Origin of the sequence: Actinotalea lenta (genome assembly GCF_030586465.1) — a bacterium.
GTDB lineage: Bacteria > Actinomycetota > Actinomycetes > Actinomycetales > Cellulomonadaceae > Actinotalea > Actinotalea lenta.
The window spans coordinates 1,173,730-1,191,939 of record NZ_JAUQYP010000001.1; the positions used below are offsets into that span (position 1 = coordinate 1,173,730).

15 protein-coding genes are annotated in these 18,210 nt (G+C 74.7%); 6 read left to right on the forward strand and 9 right to left on the reverse strand.

The features are described from left to right. The first annotated feature begins 156 nt into the window (after positions 1-156). On the forward strand, positions 157-1,782 hold the full coding sequence (groL, locus tag Q6348_RS05510; protein WP_304600296.1) for a chaperonin GroEL: 1,626 nt from the start codon (positions 157-159) through the stop codon (positions 1,780-1,782). A 112-nt stretch (positions 1,783-1,894) separates the two neighbouring features. Here the strand turns inward: groL and Q6348_RS05515 are convergent, their stop codons facing one another. From Q6348_RS05515 to Q6348_RS05545, 7 genes are all read right to left on the reverse strand, one after another. Beyond that, positions 1,895-2,161, reverse strand: a complete 267-nt coding sequence (locus Q6348_RS05515) for a DUF4031 domain-containing protein (protein ID WP_304600297.1) — start codon at positions 2,159-2,161, stop codon at positions 1,895-1,897. Positions 2,162-2,192: 31 nt separating this feature from the next. After that, complete coding sequence (locus Q6348_RS05520; RefSeq protein ID WP_304600298.1) at positions 2,193-2,480, reverse strand: WXG100 family type VII secretion target; 288 nt, start codon at positions 2,478-2,480, stop codon at positions 2,193-2,195. Between the two features lie 116 nt (positions 2,481-2,596). Beyond that, positions 2,597-3,355 (reverse strand): HD domain-containing protein, encoded by a 759-nt coding sequence (locus Q6348_RS05525; RefSeq protein WP_304600299.1) that lies wholly within the window; start codon positions 3,353-3,355, stop codon positions 2,597-2,599. 80 nt (positions 3,356-3,435) lie between these two features. Beyond that, a complete protein-coding gene (locus Q6348_RS05530; protein ID WP_304600300.1) occupies positions 3,436-4,917 on the reverse strand; it encodes a sensor histidine kinase in 1,482 nt (493 codons plus the stop codon). An 8-nt stretch (positions 4,918-4,925) separates the two neighbouring features. After that, positions 4,926-5,648: a response regulator transcription factor gene (locus Q6348_RS05535; protein ID WP_304600301.1), complete on the reverse strand. Its 723-nt coding sequence runs from the start codon at positions 5,646-5,648 to the stop codon at positions 4,926-4,928. Positions 5,649-5,792: 144 nt separating this feature from the next. Next, the gene (locus tag Q6348_RS05540; protein WP_304600302.1) at positions 5,793-6,506 is read right to left on the reverse strand and encodes a PspA/IM30 family protein; all 714 of its coding nucleotides are present in this window, start codon (positions 6,504-6,506) and stop codon (positions 5,793-5,795) included. An 80-nt stretch (positions 6,507-6,586) separates the two neighbouring features. After that, positions 6,587-8,611: a TPM domain-containing protein gene (locus Q6348_RS05545; protein WP_304600303.1), complete on the reverse strand. Its 2,025-nt coding sequence runs from the start codon at positions 8,609-8,611 to the stop codon at positions 6,587-6,589. A gap of 117 nt (positions 8,612-8,728) precedes the next feature. Between Q6348_RS05545 and Q6348_RS05550 the strand changes: the two genes are divergently transcribed. Next, entirely contained in the window at positions 8,729-9,493 is a 765-nt protein-coding gene (locus Q6348_RS05550) for a type 1 glutamine amidotransferase (RefSeq protein WP_304600304.1), read from the forward strand. A gap of 2 nt (positions 9,494-9,495) precedes the next feature. On the opposite strand, the gene Q6348_RS05555 is transcribed toward Q6348_RS05550, so the two are convergent. Both Q6348_RS05555 and Q6348_RS05560 read right to left on the reverse strand, forming a co-directional pair. Continuing rightward, positions 9,496-11,142, reverse strand: a complete 1,647-nt coding sequence (locus Q6348_RS05555; protein WP_304600305.1) for a DNA repair helicase XPB — start codon at positions 11,140-11,142, stop codon at positions 9,496-9,498. Next, the gene (locus tag Q6348_RS05560) at positions 11,127-13,493 is read right to left on the reverse strand and encodes a helicase-associated domain-containing protein (protein WP_304600306.1); all 2,367 of its coding nucleotides are present in this window, start codon (positions 13,491-13,493) and stop codon (positions 11,127-11,129) included. Before Q6348_RS05560 ends, Q6348_RS05555 begins: the two co-directional genes overlap by 16 nt. 104 nt (positions 13,494-13,597) lie before the next feature. On the opposite strand from Q6348_RS05560, the gene Q6348_RS05565 reads away from it, so the two are divergent. The 4 genes from Q6348_RS05565 to Q6348_RS05580 all read left to right on the forward strand — a co-directional run bounded on the left by Q6348_RS05565 (position 13,598) and on the right by Q6348_RS05580 (position 18,207). Then, complete coding sequence (locus Q6348_RS05565) at positions 13,598-13,936, forward strand: hypothetical protein (protein ID WP_304600307.1); 339 nt, start codon at positions 13,598-13,600, stop codon at positions 13,934-13,936. Positions 13,937-14,015: 79 nt separating this feature from the next. Further along, a complete protein-coding gene (locus tag Q6348_RS05570; protein WP_304600308.1) occupies positions 14,016-14,399 on the forward strand; it encodes a cold-shock protein in 384 nt (127 codons plus the stop codon). Then, complete coding sequence (locus tag Q6348_RS05575; protein WP_304600309.1) at positions 14,399-15,286, forward strand: DUF3027 domain-containing protein; 888 nt, start codon at positions 14,399-14,401, stop codon at positions 15,284-15,286. The genes Q6348_RS05570 and Q6348_RS05575 overlap by 1 nt, the downstream gene beginning before the upstream one ends. Next, entirely contained in the window at positions 15,283-18,207 is a 2,925-nt protein-coding gene (locus tag Q6348_RS05580) for a sacsin N-terminal ATP-binding-like domain-containing protein (RefSeq protein WP_304600310.1), read from the forward strand. Before Q6348_RS05575 ends, Q6348_RS05580 begins: the two co-directional genes overlap by 4 nt. Positions 18,208-18,210: the final 3 nt, after the last annotated feature.

The window sequence follows — 18,210 nt, forward strand, 5'->3', positions numbered from 1 at the left end:
GTGCCAATAATCTGCTTAGCACTCTCGGATCGAGAGTGACAGCAGTACCTGGCCAGGTGAGGCCCGGCAGGGGCGCGGGACATGACCGCGCTCGAGCCGGGCCGTCCGTCGCGGGCACCATGGCCAGCAACCGCCACAACCGGAGGACTGTTCCGCATGGCCAAGCTCATCGCGTTCGACGAGGACGCTCGCCGCGGCATGGAGCGAGGGATGAACGCCCTCGCCGACGCCGTGAAGGTGACTCTCGGCCCCAAGGGCCGCAACGTCGTCCTCGAGAAGAAGTGGGGCGCACCCACCATCACCAACGACGGGGTCTCGATCGCCAAGGAGATCGAGCTCGAGGAGCCGATGGAGAAGATCGGCGCCGAGCTGGTGAAGGAGGTCGCCAAGAAGACCGACGACGTCGCGGGTGACGGCACCACGACCGCGACCGTCCTCGCCCAGGCCTTGGTCAAGGAGGGGCTGCGCAACGTCGCCGCCGGCGCCAACCCGATCGCCATCAAGCGTGGCATCGAGAAGGCCGTGGAGGCCGTCACGGGCCAGCTGCTCAAGGCCGCCAAGGAGATCGAGACCAAGGAGGAGATCGCCGCCACCGCGGGCATCTCCGCCGGTGACCCCGCGATCGGCGAGCTCATCGCCGAGGCGATGGACAAGGTCGGCAAGGAAGGCGTCATCACGGTCGAGGAGTCCAGCGGCCTCGGCCTCGAGCTCGAGCTGACCGAGGGCATGCGCTTCGACAAGGGCTTCCTGTCGGCGTACTTCGTGACCGACGCCGAGCGCCAGGAGGCCGTCCTCGAGGACGCCTACGTGCTGCTGGTCGAGTCCAAGATCTCCAACGTCAAGGACCTGCTGCCGCTGCTGGAGAAGGTCATCCAGTCCGGCAAGCCGCTGTTCATCGTCGCCGAGGACATCGAGGGCGAGGCCCTGGCCACGCTCGTCGTCAACAAGATCCGCGGCACCTTCAAGTCCGTCGCCGTCAAGGCCCCGGGCTTCGGCGACCGCCGCAAGGCGATGCTGCAGGACATGGCCATCCTCACCGGCGGTCAGGTCATCTCCGAGACCGTGGGCCTCAAGCTGGAGAACGCCGACCTGTCGATGCTGGGCCAGGCCCGCAAGGTCGTCGTCACCAAGGACGAGACCACGATCGTCGAGGGTCAGGGTGACGCCGACCAGATCGCCGGCCGGGTCGCACAGATCCGCGCGGAGATCGAGAACTCGGACTCGGACTACGACCGCGAGAAGCTCCAGGAGCGCCTCGCCAAGCTGGCCGGCGGCGTGGCCGTCATCAAGGCCGGCGCGGCCACCGAGGTCGAGCTCAAGGAGCGCAAGCACCGCATCGAGGACGCCGTGCGCAACGCCAAGGCGGCCGTCGAGGAGGGCATCGTCGCCGGTGGTGGCGTGGCCCTCATCCAGGCGGGCAAGCTCGCGTTCGAGGACCTGGTGCTCGACGGTGACGAGGCGACCGGTGCCAAGATCGTCCACCTGGCGATCGACGCTCCGCTCAAGCAGATCGCCATCAACGCCGGCCTCGAGGGTGGCGTCGTGGCCGAGAAGGTCCGCGGCCTGCCGACCGGTCACGGCCTGAACGCCGCCACCGGCGAGTACGAGGACCTGCTGGCCGCCGGTGTGAACGACCCGGTCAAGGTCACCCGCTCGGCGCTGCAGAACGCCGCGTCGATCGCCGCGCTGTTCCTCACCACGGAGGCCGTGGTCGCGGACAAGCCGGAGAAGAACGCGCCGGCCCCCGCGGGCGACGGCGGCATGGGCGGCATGGACTTCTGAGCCGCTGAACCTCGAACGGCGGGCGCCCAGGGCGCCCGCCGTTCGTCGTTCCCGGGTGCGGGCCGAGGACGCGCCGAGCCGGGGTCGCCCGGCCCACCAGGGCCCCGGCCCGTCAGAACCGGTCGCGCGCCCTCACGCGCAGACCGGACGCGCGAAGCCGCCGGATCAGCTCCCGGCCGTCGACCAGCACCGCGCCCAGCGCGACGAGCCGCTCGTAGTGCTCGGCGGGGACGTCGTAGTGGTCCTGGTCGAAGCCCCGCTCGGGCAGTCCCGCGCGGGCCGCGAAGGCGTGCAGCTCCGCGAGCGATGCATCACTGACCAGGTGCCCCCACACGCGGCCGTGCCGCGGCCACATCGGGGGATCGACGAGGACGGTCACCCGTCGATGGTGCCATCAGCGGCTGCCGAGCTCAGCGCAGGAAGAGCCGCGTGGCGTGCTGCTCGGCAGCCTCGTACTGCGCCGCCGCGGTGCTGAGCGCGGCGGTGATCCGGTCCAGGCTCTCCTCGACGCGCGCCTGCGTCGCACTCCAGTCCGCCAGGACGGTCCCGAACGCGCTCGCGGCCCCGCCCCGCCAGCCGGCCTGCAGGTCTGCCAGGTTCCTCAGCAGTGACGCGGACTCGCTCCGGATCGCGGCCACCGAGGTGCCGGCAGCCGCCGACGCCCGCGCGACCAGGTCGCTGTCGACCTCGTACCTCATGCGTGCTCCCTCCATCGGTCGGTCGCGACGCTAGGAGGAGCAGGCGCCGCCGGGCCGCGGGGGACCCGACCGGTGTGGACGGGCTCCGCCGCCGTGGGGTGTGCACGGCGTGACCGTCAGGCGCTGCGGGGGTCGCGGGTGTCGGACGAGGGAGTGGCCGGCGGGCGGGTCGCGGGCCGGTCGGACTCCAGCGCCGACAGCTCCTTCTCCAGGCGGTGCAGCTCGGCCTGGACGTTCTGACGCGCCGGGGCCTCCCAGGCCGCGCCGAGCGGGGTGTGGAACAGCGACGTGCGGCGCTCGAGCTTGCGCAGGATCGCGATCCGGGCCCGGACGAACTCCTCGACGGGCAGGTGCTCGTACTCGGCGCGGACCTCGGTGAGGTACGTCTTGTAGCGCTGGGGGTCTCCGGCGAGCATCGCGAGATCCGCGTCGCACAGCACGGCACAGTCCACGTCCTCGGGTGCCGGAGCGTGCCGACGCAGCGCGATGACGAGCTCGGCGACCCGGTCGGGGGCCGGTGCCGGCAGGCCCAGCTCGGTGAGCTCCGCCCGTGCCAGAGCAGCGGACGCCAGCTCGTCCTCGCCGCCGAGCTGGGCGTAGGACGTCTGCTCGTCGGCGTCGAAGATCGCGCCGTGGTACCAGGCGGCAAGCCGGACCAGGTGCGGCTCGTGGGTCTCGCGTTCGAGCTCGTCGACCCGTGCCAGCACGTCCGTCAGGTGCCGGATGTTGTGGAAGTGCCGGCCGGGCTGCATCCACCGCTCGATCAGCCGTGCACCGGTGACCTCGATCTCGGGGTCGTCAGCAGTTGCCCCGGCAGCGTGGCAGGTCCGCGTCCACTCGCTGATCAACCACTGGGGTGCGTCGGGAGCGTTCATCGCCCTTTCCGTCCCGTCAGAAGACAACGGTTGCACATCGTAGACCCGGAGCACAGGTGCTCCAGACCATCATCTGACGGTTACGGGAGCGGTGCCTCCGTTTCGCCCGGCGAGGCGTCGGGAGCAGTGGGCAACGTCACCCTGACGGTGGTCCCGCCGCCGGTGGTGCCACGCAGCACCACCTGGCCCCCGTGCGCCTCGACGATGGCTGCGACGATCGCCATGCCCAGGCCCGCGCCGCCGGACTCTCGGCCGCGCGCGGCGTCGACCCGGTAGAAGCGCTCGAACACGCGCTCGGCGTGCTCGGCGGAGATGCCCGGCCCGTGGTCGCGGACCTCGAGCACGACCGACCCGTCGGCGCGGCCCACGGCGATCTCCGCCGGCGTCCCGGCCGGGGTGTGCTGAGCCACGTTGCCGATCAGGTTCGCGACCACCTGGCGCAGGCGCTCCTCGTCCCCGGTCGCGAGCGCCCCCGCGGTCGTGCCGCCCTCGGTCAACGGCTCGAGGCGGACCGGGCGCGCCGGGTCGAGGGCCCTGAGGTCCGCCACGGCGTCGGCGGCGAGCACTGCCAGGTCCACCTCGTCGTGCCGCATCGGACGGTTCTCGTCGAGCCGCGCCAGGTGCAGCAGGTCCTCGACCAGTGATCCCATCCGACGTGCGGAGTCCTCGATCCGGCGCATCGCGGCGGCCTGCTCCTCGGGCGGCAGTGCGCCCATCCGGTACAGCTCGCCGTAGCCGCGGATCGTGGCCAGCGGCGTGCGGAGCTCGTGGCTGGCGTCCGCCACGAACCGGCGCATGCGCTCCTCCGAGGCGGCGCGCACCGCGAAGGCCTGCTCGATCTGGCCGAGCATCGTGTTGAGCGCGATCGAGAGACGGCCGACCTCGGTGCTCGGCGGCTCCGCGGGGACTCGTCGGCTCAGGTCGCCCGCGGCGATCGTCGCGGCGGTGTCCTCGATGCGGCGCAGCGGGCGCAACGAGCGCCGGACCGCCCACCAGCCTCCGATCGCGCCGATCAGGACGACACCCACCGCGATCGCCGCGAGAGCGAGCTGCATCTGGCGCAACGTCGCCTCCGCCGCGTCCATCGGCAGGGCGATGGCGACCGACCCGACCACGCTGCCGGTGCGGTCGGTGAGGTTGAGTGCGAGCACCCGCCAGTGGCTCTCGCTGCCCTGGCCGCCGACGGTGAAGCCCTGGCCCCGGCGGGCGGACACCTCGCTCGTGGTCATGCTCGGGATGGCGGGCGCATCGCCCGTGCTGCGCTTGGCCAGGGTCATCGAGAGCTCGCCGGTGGGCTTCTGGAACACGACGTAGTAGTCGCTGGGAAGGCCGCCGCTGCTGCCGGGGTCGTCCGCGCCCAGGAGGTCTCCGTGCGAGACCTCGCGCAGGAGCGCCTGGGTCGAGGCGCGCAGCTGGGAGTCCAGCTGACCCACCAGCGAGCGCTCGAGCAGTGTCAGGGCCACCGTGCCGGTCAGCGCGAGACCGATCACCAGCAGGCCGGTGAACGCCACCGTGAGCTGCGTGCGCAGCGGCAGGCGGGACCAGGCGGCAACCGGATGCATCCTGGTGCTCAATGCGGCTGGGTGCGCAGCACGTAGCCGACCCCGCGCTTGGTGTGGATGAGCGGCTCGACCTCTCCGAGGTCCGGGTCCCGGTCCACCTTGCGGCGCAGGTAGGAGATGTACGACTCGACGATCGACCCGTCGCCGCCCCAGTCGTACTGCCACACGTGGTCCAGGATCTGCGTCTTGGACAGCACCCTGCCCGGGTTGAGCATGAGGTAGCGCAGCAGTGCGAACTCGGTGGGGGACAGCTCGATGAGGTGTCCCGCCCGGCGGACCTCGTGCGAGTCCTCGTCCAGCTCGAGGTCCTCGTAGCGCAGCACGGACCCGTCGTCGTCGGCCCCGCGACCGGTGCGCCGCAGCACGGCGCGGATCCGCGCGACGACCTCCTCCAGGCTGAAGGGCTTGGTGACGTAGTCGTCTCCGCCGACGGTGAGCCCGGTGACCTTGTCCCCGGTGTCGTCCCGGGCGGTGAGGAACACCACCGGCACGTGCTGGCCGCGCTCGCGCATCCGACGCGTCACGGCGAAGCCGTCCAGGTCCGGCAGCATCACGTCGAGCACCACCAGGTCGGGCTGGGTCTCGGCGACCAGGGACAGGGCGGACGCGCCGTCGGCGGCGGGGTGCACCTCGAAGCCCGCGAACCGCAGGGACGTCGTCAACAGCTCCCGGATGGTGGGTTCGTCGTCGACGACGACCAGCCGGGCCTCGGGCTCGGAGTCACGTGCCATGCGGCAAGTCTGCCGCCCCGACCTGAGAGTTTCCTGGGAGATCCCTCCACCTCCTGCTGCTCAAGGAACTCGTGCCCGTTGCGGTGCACAGATTCCTTGATCACGGGCCGGGGCGCGGGCAGGGATTCCTTGATCAGCAGGGGATCAGTGGGACTTGAGGGCGGCCAGGCGGGCTTCGATCTCCAGGGACTCGGTGGCGTCCTCGAGCTCCTCGAACTGGGCGTCCAGGGAGCTCGCCGCGATCTCGGCCTGACCGGCGACCTTGGCCTCCTCGCGGCGCACCTTCTCCTCGAAGCGGGCGACCTCGGTGGTCGGGTCGAGCACGTTGATCGAGCCGATCGCGCTGCGCACCTGGGCCTGGGCCTGGGCGGACTTCGCGCGGGCGACCAGCTCGTCGCGCTTGGACCGCAGGGCGTCCAGCTTGGCGCGCATCTGGACCAACCCGTCCTTGAGCTTGGCCACAACCTCGGTCTGCGAGGCGATCATCGGCTCGGCGTCCTTGGCCTCCTTCTCGAACTGGATCTGCTTGCCGAGCGCGATCTTGGCCAGGTTGTCGAACCGGTCGGCCTCGGCGGTGCTGCCCGTGGCGCGCAGCTGGTCCGCCTTGGTCGACGCCGCAGCGGCCTTCGCTCCCCACTCCCGGGCGGCCGCGACGTCCTCGGCGTGGTCGGCCTCCGCCAGGCGCAGGTTGCCGATCGTGACGGCGACGGCGTCCTCCGCCTCCGCGATCGAGTTGGTGTAGTCCCGGACCATCTGGTCCAGCATCGTCTCCGGGTCCTCGGCGCGATCCAGCAACGCGTTGATGTTGGCGCGGGTCAGCTGGGCTATCCGCCCGAGGATGGTCTGCTTCTCGGCCATCGGTGGTGCCTTCCTGTGAGTGGTGTGCCCGGGCAGTGGTGCTCCCGGGGAGTGCCGCACGGCGGGCTGATGCGTGGGGGTCAGAACCGGCCGCCTCCGCCGCGTCGGGCGCGGGTGCCGCCGCCGCCGAAGGACCCCGGTCCCCGGCCTCCTCCGAAGCCGCCGAAGCCCCCGAAGGCGCCGCGGCGCCCGTAGCCGCCCCGTCCGCCGCGCATCATCTGGTCCAGCAGGATGCCGCCCAGCACGAGTGAGGTCGCGCCGGACGGGCCCTGGCGGCCGGCCTGCCACCGGCGCACGTCCGCCTCGGCGAGCTGCTCGGCCTCGGCGGCGAGCGACGCAGCGCGGCGGACTAGGTCCAGCGCGGCTCCCGGGTCGGTCGCGCTGGTGCGCTCGGCCTCCTGCGCCGTGCGGGAGGCCTCCGCGAGCCGCGTCCGTGCCGCCGCACCGACCGCGCCCCGCCGGGTCTCGATGAAGGCGCCGACCGAGCGGACCTGGGCGCTCACCCGGTCCAGCGCGTCGGCGAGCTGCGTGCGCATCCGCTCGAGCCGCTCCGCCTCCGCGCGGGCCGGAGCGAGGGCCGCATCCAGGGCGGCCTCCGCCTCGGTGAGCCGCTGCAGGGCGCCCAGCCGGTCCCCGCCCTCGCGCGCCGCGGTCGCTTCCGCGATGGCGCGCCGCGCCACGCCCGCGGCCGCGCCGACGGTCGTGTCCTGGGCGCCCAGTCGCTCGGCGTCGGCCACGTCGGCTCCGAGCGAGGCGAGCCCCGCGTCGATCTTCGCGGCGGCCTGCTCGAGGTCCGTCCGGGCGCGGTCCACCGCGTCCAGCAGCCGCACGGCCTGCTCCACGGCGTCCTCGGCCGCCCGGGCGAGCGCGACGGCTGCGGCGCGGTCCGTGTCGACGACGGCCTGCCCGCGCCTGACGCTCTCGCGAGCGGCGTCCAGCAGGGCCGCCGCCTGGTCGGCGTTGGGCGTCACGGTGGTCAGTGCCGCGGCGGAGTAGGTGGTCGCCAGGGCGTCGAGGGTGGCGTGCGCGGCGCCCAGCCGCGAGGCGACCTCGTCGGCCCGCTGCGCCGTCTCGGTGAGCAGCTGCGGCGCGCGTGCCTGGAGGTCGCGCAGCCGGTCGAACTCCTCGGCCTGCGCGTCGAGCTGCTCGTCCGCGGCCCGGCACAGCTCGAGGATGCGGGTCATCATCGCGCGGGCCTGCGGCTCGGTCTCCGGCTGGTCGTCGTCCAGCTGCTGGCGCAGCGTGAACCCCTCGGTCAACGCGGCCTTGGCATCCTGGAGGACGGCTGCGAACCGGCGCGTGGCCTCGACCCCGAACTGGGCCTGCGCGAAGCCCAGCTCCTGCTCGGAGGTCTTGACCGCGTCGTCCAGGGCGACCAGGGCGGTGCTCGCCCGCGAGCTCAGCTGCGCGGTCGGCAGCCGAGCGGGATCCTGGCGGTCGCGCCGGTGTCGCGCCGCGAGCACGACGACCGCGAGCACCAGGAGGACCAGCACGGCCGCCAGCAGGAGCCCCGTCGAGCCCGACGTGGTCCCGGCTGCCCCGGTGCCGCCCCCCGCGGCGTCGCGCAGCCCGTCCGCGGCGGCGATCGCGGCGCCGGCCCAGTCGTCCTTGCCCAGGTGTTCCTCGACAGCGCGGCGGACGGTGGCGACCTGGGCGTCGGTGAGCGTGGAGTCGACCAGGACGTAGTAGCGACGGTCCGTGACCGCCACGGCCAGCAGGGCGTCGTCGTCGCCCAGGCCGGACGCGTCGAAGGTGGCGTTCGCCCAGTCGGCGGGGGGCGTGCCGTCGAACGACGGCACGTACGCGACGAAGAGCTGGAAGCCCGTGTCGGACTGCAGGCGGTCGATCGCGCCCTGCACCCGGGCCGTGTCGGAGCCCAGCACGCCGGCGGTGTCGGTCACCTCACCCGCCAGGTTGCCGGGGGCGTCGATCGTCACGCGGTGGGCGGCCGACGGAGCGGCGGCGGCGGGCAGCGCGAGGCTGCCGGCAAGGACCACGGCCCCGAGCAGCACGACCCCGAGCAGCACGACCCCGAGCAGCACAGCGACGGCGCTCCGGTGCCCGACGGGCCACCCGCCGCGCCGACGGACGGTGACGTCGATCACGTCGTCGATCCTCGACCACCGGGGCCCGGGACCGCAACGGTCGACGTGGGGCACATCACACCGCCGACGCCCGGTCATCCCATGAGAGCGATCTCATGGCGTCCGTACACTGCTCCGATGATCCTCACCGTCATCGAGCACGCGCCGAGCGCCCACCTGGACCGCTTCGCCGGCTGGCTCGCCCAGGCCCCGGAGGCCCCCGAGATCGCGCTGGTGCGCCCCTGGGCCGGCGACCGTGTCCCCACCCTCGCCGAGTCGGGCGACGGCCTGCTGGTGCTCGGCGGCCCCCAGCACGCCTACGACGACGAGGGGTCGCCCTGGTTGCCTGCCACCCGCGCCCTGCTCGCCGACGCCACGCACGCCCAGCTGCCCACCCTCGGCATCTGCCTCGGCGCCGAGCTGCTCGCGGTCGCGACCGGTGGGGCGGTCCAGGTCGCGGCACCCCCCGGACGCGAGGCCGGCGCGATCGCCGTGGCGCCGAGGCCGGATGCGGCGACCGACCCGTTGCTCGGCGATCTCGCGGCCGACGTGCCCGCCGACCACCCCCTGGGCGGCGGCGTGCTCGCCTGGGTGCCGTCGATGCACGCCGACGCCGTGGTGACCCTCCCGCCGGGAGCGGTATGGCTGGGCTCGTCGCGGCAGTACCCCTACCAGGCGTTCCGGGTGGGGGCCGCGGCGTGGGGCCTGCAGTTCCACCCGGAGGCCTCGGCGGCGACCGTGGTGGGCTGGGCCCACGGGCTCGGTGGGGTGGACGCCGAGGACGTCGCGGCGCAGCTGCACGAGCACGCGGACGACGTGGAGCGCGCCGGCCGCGCGATCGCGCTGTCCTTCGCGGAGCTGGTGGCGACCTCGGCGCGCACGGCGCGTGAGCTCGCGGGCTGACCTCAGCGCGGGGGCGCGTCCAGGTCGTGCGCGTCCACGATCCGGTAGGCGTAGCCCTGCTCCGCCAAGAACCGCTGGCGGTGCGCCGCCATCTCCTGGTCGACCGTGTCTCGAGTGACCACGGCGTAGAAGTGCGCCGTGCGCCCGTCGGCCTTGGGACGCATGATGCGGCCGAGCCGCTGGGCCTCCTCCTGGCGTGACCCGAACGACCCGGACACCTGGATCGCGACCGCGGCCTCGGGCAGGTCCACGGAGAAGTTGGCGACCTTGCTCACCACGAGACGTCGGATCTCGCCGGCCCGGAACGCGTCGAACAGCCGCTGCCGCTCCTTCACCGTGGTCTGCCCGGTGATGAGCGGGGCGTCGAGGTGATCGGCCAGCAGCTCGAGCTGGTCCAGGTACTGGCCGATCACCAGCAGCTGGTCCTCGGCGTGCCGCGCGACAAGCTGCTCGACCACGGTGTTCTTCCCCTCGGCGCTCGCGGCCAGCCGGTAGCGGTCCTCCGCCTCGGCGGTCGCGTAGACCATCCGCTGGGCGTCCGGCAGCGAGAGCCGTACCTCGGTGCACACCGCCGGCGCGATGTAGCCCTGAGCCTCGATGTCCTTCCAGGGTGCGTCGTAGCGCTTCGGGCCGATGAGGGAGAACACCTCGTCCTCCCGGCCGTCCTCACGCACCAGCGTCGCGGTGAGCCCGAGCCGGCGCCGGGCCTGCAGGTCGGCGGTCATCCGGAAGATCGGCGCGGGCAGCAGGTGCACCTCGTCGTAGACGATCAGGCCCCAGTCGCGTGCGTCGAGCAGCTCGAGGTGCGGGTACACCCCCTTCCGCTTGGTGGTCAGCACCTGGTACGTCGCGATCGTGACAGGCCGGATCTCCTTGCGCGCACCGGAGTACTCGCCGATCTCCTCCTCGGTCAGGGTCGTGCGGCGCAGCAGCTCGTCGCGCCACTGGCGGGCGGCGACGGTGTTGGTCACCAGGATGAGGGTCGTGCTGCGTGCGCGTGCCATCGCCGCGGCACCGACGATCGTCTTGCCGGCTCCGCAGGGCAGCACCACGACGCCCGACCCGCCGTGCCAGAAGCCGTCCGCGGCCTGCTGCTGGTAGGGCCGCAGCCCCCAGCCCTCCGTCACCAGGTCGATCGCGTGCGCCTCGCCGTCGACGTAGCCGGCCAGGTCCTCGGCCGGCCAGCCGAGCTTGACCAGGGCCTGCTTGAGCCGGCCGCGCTCGGACGGGTGAACCACGACGTCGTCGGCGTCGATCCGGGTGCCGAGCATCCCGGCCGTGCGCTTGGACCGAAGCACCTCCTCCAGGACGGCCCGGTCCAGGGCGTGCAGCACCAGACCGTGGGTGGGATGGTCGACCAGCTGGAGCCGCCCGTACCGGGACATGGTCTCGGCGACGTCGACCAGCAGGGCGTGCGGCACGGGGTAGCGCGAGTGGTCCAGCAGCGCGGCGACCACCTGCTCGGCGTCGTGCCCGGCCGCACTCGCGTTCCACAGTCCCAGCGGCGTGAGCCGGTACGTGTGCACGTGCTCAGGCGCGCGCTCGAGCTCGGCGAACGGGGCGATGGCCCGGCGTGCCTCCTCGGCCGCAGGGTGGTCGATCTCGAGCAGCAGCGTCTTGTCGCTCTGCACGATCAGTGGTCCGTCCATGCCTCCCCATCCTCGACCGGCCCATCGGCCGACCTGTCGACCCGGACGCCGGCCGGCCCGTCCACCGGCTGCGCCCCGGCGATCCGGTGCACGGCGACCGTGAGCTCTGCGGCCCGCTGCTGGTCCAGCACCCGCACCCGGCCGCCCTCGACGAGCAGCGGCCGGACGCGGCGCCGGGTGGTGCCGCCGGGCGAGGCGACCTCGAGCCAGACCTCCGTGCCGGCCCCGACCGCGGCCCGCAGCACGGCCAACGCCTCGCTGGGCTCGGGTGTTCCGTCGGCCGGCGGCACCGGCGCGGCGGCCGGCCCGCCGGTGTCCGCCACCAGGTCGCCGGCGACCCTCAGCAGACGCCGGCGGGCGACCTCGGGGTCCGGCACCGGCATCGGCGTGTGCCGGACCCGGTGCCGCGTCGGTCGGGCGTGCAGCACGGTGCCGGCGGCGTCCTCGGCCGCGGCAGGCAGACCGGCGGCACGCAGTGCCTCGAGCAGCGCCGCCGGTTCCGTCGGGCTGATCAGCACGCCCGGCGCGAGGACCCGCAGACCCAGCGCCCGCAGCGCGGGGGTCTGCTCGATCCCGGCGAGGGCGGCCGGGTCGCCGCGCAGGTATGCCGCACCGGACCCCACACGGACCTGGCCGTGCCGCCGAGCGGCGTCGGTGACCAGGTAGCGCAGCGGCTGCGGAACCTCGCCCCGGGCGTGCGAGGCGAGGGCGTCCAGGATCTCGGGGGCGGACCGCCGGTCCAGCGCCCCACGCAGGCTCTCCTCGGTGAAGCGAACGGTGAGGCCGGCGCCGCGCGACTCGACCTGGGCGACGTCGGTCAGCAGGGCCTCCAGGGCGTCGCTCGGGCGGCCGGGCACCACCCCGGTCAGGTCCCCGCCGAGCAGCACCTCGTCGACCGGGGCGGGCAGGGTCTGCGAGAGCGCCGCGGCGGCTCCCAGCACGGCCGTCGGCGTGAACGTGGGTTCCGTGCCGTCCGGCGGCACCCAGCCGGCGAGCAGTTGGCGCGCCGGTCCGCCGAGCGCCCCGGCGCCGGTGACGCCCAGCACCGCGGCCTCGTCCAGCACCGCCTGCACGGCGTGCTCGGTCGGAGCGGAGCGTGGCGTGCGCCACGCGAGCACCGTGTGCAGGTCCGCGGCGTCCACCCGCCCGCCCGCGTCGGCGAGCGCGCCCAGCACGGCGGCTCGCAGGCGGGGCACCCACGGGCGGCGGTGCGCGCTGTCGAGCGCGCCGCGCAGGCTGCCCGCCTCGTCGCGGCTGCCCACCAGCCACGGGGCGCGCTCGGCGGTGAGCCAGGCCCGTACCAGCTCCACCCACCGGTGCGCAGCGTCGTCGCCGGCCCAGTCGTCGGCCACGGTGGTCGGGCAGAAGGAGGGGGACTCCTCGCCGTCCTCGGCGACCAGCCGCGCCGCGCCGGCCACCTCGACCAGGAGCGCGGCGGTGCCGGCGTCCACCTCGAGCGCGGCGGCGACCCGCTTGAGCTCGCGCGCCCCGAGGCCGCCGGAGCGCAGCACCGCGGCGGGCGCCCGGCCCCACAGCTCCAGCAGCTCTCCCACGAGCCGCACGGTCTCCAGGGCGCGCCCTGCGGCGTCGGCGTCGACGGTGCGGGAGTCGACCTCGACGACGGTGGGTGCCGGTGGCGTGGGCGGTTCGCGCCGGGTGCGTCCGCCGCGCAGCGCGAGCGCGACCTCAGCGGGCAGCACCACGTGCTGCGGGTCGCCCACCGCGAGCAGGCCGGTGCGCAGCAGCCAGCCCACGGCGCCCGCACCGGGTGTGCCGGGGCGCGGGGTGCGGCCGACGGGCGGTCCCCAGGTGAGGGCGTCGAGCACCGCCCGGGCACCGATGGGTGCCTCGGCGAGCAGTCCCTCCACCGTGGCGGTGTCGGCAAGGCGCTCAGCGAGCTCGGTCGGTGTGCAGCCCACCTCGGCCGCGAGGGTCGCCAGCGCCTCGGTGGACCGCCGCGCGAGCGTCTCGGCCAGCGGCGGGCCGAGACCCGCCGGGTGCGGGCCCAGCAGGTCCGACAGGCCGGGGGCTGCGTGCAGCCCGTCGTCGTCCTGCCAGACCAGGCCCCAGTCCTCGGCGACGCCGAGCCAGACGTCGGCGTGCGCGCCCACCGCGTGCGACACGTCCGCCGGCCGGACGGGCGGCGGCAGCGCGACGACCGCCTCCACGCCGGCCAGGGTCCCCGTGTCGATGCGCGCGAGCGCGCGGTCGAGGCTCGCCCGGGTCCCGGCCCGGGCTGCGAGCGCGCGCACCGACGCTGGCGGCGGCGCGGCCAGGTCGCGGCGCCGGTCGAGCAGCGCGGCCAGGCCGTCGACGCCCAGCGCGCGCAGGTGCTCGGTGAAGGTGGCCATCCGCACCACGATACGAGCGTCGCCCGCACGGCCGCGCGGCACCGCCCGCGCGGCGCCCGGCGCCGGGTCGGCGGTGCGGCGGTCGTCCCCGTACGATCATCGGCGTGGAGTTCCTCAAGCACCTGCTGCTCGTCCTGCACTTCGTCGGCCTCGCCAGCCTGCTGGGCGGGTTCCTGGTGCAGATGAAGCCGAAGGCCAAGGTCGTCAACGCGGCGATGCTGCACGGTGCGCTGACCCAGCTGGTCACGGGTGTCGCGCTGGTCGGTGTGGTCGGTGCGATCGACACGGTGAACTACCCCAAGGTGTTCACCAAGCTCGTCGTGCTCCTGGTGATCCTCGGCCTGGTGTACGCCTTCCGTGGACGTGACAAGGTGTCCACCGGGGTGTGGGGTGCCATCGGCGGCCTCACGTTGGCGAACGTCGTCGTCGCGGTGTTCTGGTAGCAGCCGCCCGCTGCGCAACCGGCGACCGGCGGCCCCGCCCGCCGGTACGCTGGTCGTCGCACACGAAGAAGGAGTCACGGTGCCCACCGGCAAGGTCAAGTGGTTCGACGCTGAGCGCGGGTTCGGCTTCATCGCCGCCGACGGCGGCGGTGAGGTGTTCCTGCACGCCTCGGCGCTGCCCGCCGATACCCCGACGCCCAAGCCCGGCGCCCGCGTCGACTTCGGCGTCGCGGACGGTCGTCGCGGACCGTCCGCGCTGTCCGTGACGTTCGTGGACCCGCTGCCCTCAGTGGTCAAGGCCAAGCGCCGACCGCCCGAGGAGATGGCGGTGATCGTCGAGGACCTCATCAAGCAGCTCGACCAGATCGGCAACGGGCTGCGGCGCGGGCACTACCCGGAGCGGGGCAGGGGTGCGAAGACCGCCCAGATCCTGCGGGCCGTCGCGGAGCAGCTCGAGACCTGATGGCTGCCACCAAGGACGCAGTGCTGGACTCGGCCGTCGAGCTCGCCCGGCGGGCCGCGGAGGAGGTCGCCCAGGACCCCGCGCTCGTCGGTGAGCACCTCGGGCTCGAGCGGGAGGGCGAGCGGCTCGTCGCGCACCGGTTCGCCACGACCGCTCCCGGCTACGTGGGCTGGGCCTGGACGGTGACCCTGGCGCGCGTGCCGCGCGGCCGCACCCCCACGGTGTGCGAGGTGGACCTGCTCCCCGGGGACGGCGCGCTGCTGCCGCCACCGTGGGTGCCGTGGGCGGAGCGCCTCCGGCCCGGCGACCTCGGTCCGGGCGACGTGCTGCCCTTCCAGGCCGACGACGAGCGCCTGGACCAGGGCTACGAGGCGACCGGCGACCTGGATGCGGACCAGCTCGCGCTGTTCGAGCTGGGTCTGGGCCGGTCCCGGGTGCTGTCCGCGGCCGGGCGCTCCCAGGCCGCGGACCGCTGGTACGCCGGTTCGCACGGGCCGATGGCACCGACGGCGCTGGCCGCCGATGCGCCCTGCTCGACGTGTGGGTTCCTGGTCCTGCTGGCCGGGTCGTTGCGCACCGAGTTCGGCGTGTGCGCCAACGAGTGGTCCCCGGAGGACGGTCGCGTCGTCAGCATGGACCACGGGTGCGGCGCGCACTCCGAGACCGACGCCTCAGCCGCGCCGACCGACTGGCCGGACCCCGTGACGGACGCCGATGAGCTGGACCTGGTCGGCCTCGACGAGTCCGGGGTGGACGAGCCGGGGCAGGACGAGCCCGGTGCGGACGAGCAGGACGAGCCCGGTGCGGGCGAAGCAGGTCCGCAGGAGCCGGCTGACCGGTCCGAGGGCCACGACGAGCCGGGGGAGCTCTCCGGCGACCAGGAGTGACCGGCGACCCCTGGCTGGCCGCGGTGGCCGCACGCCTGCGCACGGCGACGTTGGCCGCCTGGCGTGACCACCCGGCGCGGTTCCGGGAGGACGCCAACGCGGAGGAGGACCACGGGGCCGGCTGGTACCGCGACCGGGTCGTCGTGGAGCTGGCCCAGAACGCCGCGGACGCGGCGCGCGAGCCCGGTGCCCTGCTGCTGCGGCTGGCGCCCGAGCGGCGCCTCCTCGTGGCGGCCAACACCGGGGTGCCGCTGGACGCAGCCGGCCTGACGTCCCTGGCCTCGCTGCGCGCGTCGGCCAAGTCGGCTGAGCACCCCTCGGCCGTGGGCCGGTTCGGTGTCGGGTTCGCCGCGGTTCGCGCGGTCGCCGACGAGGTCGCGGTCGTCTCCCGTACGGGCGCGGTGCACTTCTCGGCGGCGCGCACCGCAGCCGAGCTGGGCGGGGTCCCGGCGTTGGTCGAGGAGGTCGGCCGGCGCGGCTCGGCCCTGCCGATCCTGCGCCTGCCGTTCGACGGCCCGGGCCCGGAGCTCGCGGATGCGGACCTCCCACCGGTCGACGGGCGGGCGTCGGCCACCGCGGTGTGGCTCCGGCTGCGCGACGACGCCGCCGTGGCCGCGGTGGCCGCGCAGCTGGCGGACCTGGACGACGCGCTGCTGCTCGCGCTGCCGCGGCTCGGTGCGGTGCACATCGAGGTCGACGGTCGCCGGCGGACGCTGACCGACGTGGCTGCGCGGTGGCTCGTCGTGGCTGCGAGCGGCGCGCACGACCCCGCGCTCGTCGCGCGTCGGCCGGTCGAGGAGCGCGAGCGGCGCGGCTGGCGGCTCGCCTGGGCGGTTCCGCGGCATGCGGCCGACCGGGTGGCTCCGGTGGTGCATGCCCCGACCCCCACGGATGACCCCACGTCGATCCCGGCACTGCTGCTCGGCACCTTCCCGCTGGATCCGGGTCGGCGACGCATCACCCCGGGCCCTGTGACCGATGCGCTGGTCACCGAGGCCGGCCGGCTGTGGCCCGAGCTGCTGCTCGCGGCCCGCCGCGCGACCGAGCGGGGGGAGCCGGCGCCCACCCCGCTCGACCTCGTGCCGACGGGCTTCCCGGCGGGCCCGCTGGACGCTGCCCTGCGTGCGGCCGTGCTCTCGGCGACCCGCCGCACGCCCGTCCTGCCGACCGCCGCGGGGTGGGTGAGCCCGGTCGAGGCCGTGGTGCTGGCTCCGCCGTGGGACGCGACCGGCGCTCCGGCGGTGCTCGGACGGTGGTTCGCGCACCTGGCGACCGTGCCGCGTCGCGAGCTGGTCCGGTCGCTGGACGTGGTCACGGTCGGGCTCGGGGAGCTGGTCGAGCAGATCCCGGTGGCCGACCCCGACCTGCTGCGTGACGTCTACGCGCTGCTCGAGGGGGCGGACCGGGCGGCCCTGGACGAGCTGGGTGCCGCACCCGTCCCGCTGCGGGACGGGCGCATCGTGCACGGCGCGCGCGGGGTGGTGCTGGTCGACGCGCTCCCGCCCGGCACCGAGGTCGCACTGGACGCCCTGGTGTCGTGGGGCCTGCGGGTGGTGCACCCGGATGCGGCGCACCCCGTCCTGGAGCGGCTCGGGGCGCAGCGGGTCGACGCAGCGGCGCTGGCCACGCACCCATTGCTGCGGGATCGCGTGCTGGACGGCGACGAGGGCGCGGCGGAGGTGCTGTGTCCGCTGGTGGCGGCATCCCCTGGCCTGGTCGGGCCCAGCTGGTGGGGCGAGGTGCTGCTCCCCGCCGCGGACGGCGAGCTGTCCCCGGCTCGTGGTCTGGTGCTGCCCGGCAGCGCGGCGGCCGCGGTGCTGGACCCGGCCGTGCTCCCACCGGTCTCGGTGGACGCGGTCCGCCGGTGGGGCAGCACGCTCGAGCGCGTGGGGGTGCGCCGTGAGCTCGTGGTCGAACGGGTCGACGAGCTGGTGGCCGACGTGGTCGAGGACTGGTCCGACTACCTCGTTGAGACCGGCGCGGCCGACGACGGCGAGCTGCTCGCGGTGGCGGACCTGGACGCGGTGCGGGACTGGGATCGGGCCCTGGTGCAGATCGTCCGGCATCCCGAGCTGCTCCGTGGCGTCCCGGACCAGGACGGTGCGCCCGTGCCGTCCTACGTCGCGTGGCGGTTGCGCGACGAGCCCGCGGTGTGCCCGGGGACGGCGTTCGCGCTGCCCGGGTCGGACCGGTCCAGCGGCGTGCTCGCCCACCTGCCCGGACCGGGCCCCGCGCTCTCGCGGCTCCCCGCGGGTGCGACGGCGATGGCGGTGGCGCTCGGTGGGATCGCGTCGGCCGACGAGCTCACGGCCGCCGACTGGCTCGTCCTGCTCGACGAGCTCGACGAGCGGGGCGAGGTACCGCTGGACTGGGCGGTGGACTTCTGGCGCGGCGCGGCGCGGCTGGTCGCCGCCGGCGCTGCGGACGACCTGGTCGACGCCGGCCTGCTACCGGGTTGGGACGGCCGCCGCGCCGTGGCACTGCCCGCCGAGGAGCTCGCGGTGGCGGACCCGATGTGGCGCCGTCACCCCGGCGTCCTTCCGGTCCTGCCGGTGGGATTCACGCTCCCCGGTGCGGGGGTGCCGGCGGCGGACGCGGTCGCCGAGGTGCTGGACCTCGACGTGGCTGCGGCCCGCGCCGAGGGGAAGGTCGGCGCGGCCGGGGAGGACCGACCGGTCCCGGCCGCGGTCCGGGGGCTGGTCCCACGACTGCCCGACCGCTACCGGCGGCACGGCCGGTTGGCCGTCGACGGTCACCCCGTCGGGTGGTGGCTCGCCGACGGTGTGCTGCACGCCACCGGCGACGGTCTGGCCGAGGGCCTGGCCGCGGTGACGGACTGGCGCTTCCGGCACGCGTTGGCGGCGGCGCTGGCCGGGGCCGCGCGCCAGGAGGTGCTGCTGGACCTCGCCACGATGGGCTGAGTC

What these genes read in the sequence shown, in the direction of transcription:
- groL (WP_304600296.1), top strand. Translation starts at nt 157, where the DNA reads ATGGCCAAGCTCATCGCGTTCGACGAGGACGCTCGCCGCGGCATGGAG.
- Q6348_RS05520 (WP_304600298.1), bottom strand. Translation starts at nt 2,480, where the DNA reads ATGAGGTACGAGGTCGACAGCGACCTGGTCGCGCGGGCGTCGGCGGCT.
- Q6348_RS05525 (WP_304600299.1), bottom strand. Translation starts at nt 3,355, where the DNA reads ATGAACGCTCCCGACGCACCCCAGTGGTTGATCAGCGAGTGGACGCGG.
- Q6348_RS05530 (WP_304600300.1), bottom strand. Translation starts at nt 4,917, where the DNA reads ATGCATCCGGTTGCCGCCTGGTCCCGCCTGCCGCTGCGCACGCAGCTC.
- Q6348_RS05535 (WP_304600301.1), bottom strand. Translation starts at nt 5,648, where the DNA reads ATGGCACGTGACTCCGAGCCCGAGGCCCGGCTGGTCGTCGTCGACGAC.
- Q6348_RS05540 (WP_304600302.1), bottom strand. Translation starts at nt 6,506, where the DNA reads ATGGCCGAGAAGCAGACCATCCTCGGGCGGATAGCCCAGCTGACCCGC.
- Q6348_RS05550 (WP_304600304.1), top strand. Translation starts at nt 8,729, where the DNA reads ATGATCCTCACCGTCATCGAGCACGCGCCGAGCGCCCACCTGGACCGC.
- Q6348_RS05555 (WP_304600305.1), bottom strand. Translation starts at nt 11,142, where the DNA reads ATGGACGGACCACTGATCGTGCAGAGCGACAAGACGCTGCTGCTCGAG.
- Q6348_RS05560 (WP_304600306.1), bottom strand. Translation starts at nt 13,493, where the DNA reads ATGGCCACCTTCACCGAGCACCTGCGCGCGCTGGGCGTCGACGGCCTG.
- Q6348_RS05575 (WP_304600309.1), top strand. Translation starts at nt 14,399, where the DNA reads ATGGCTGCCACCAAGGACGCAGTGCTGGACTCGGCCGTCGAGCTCGCC.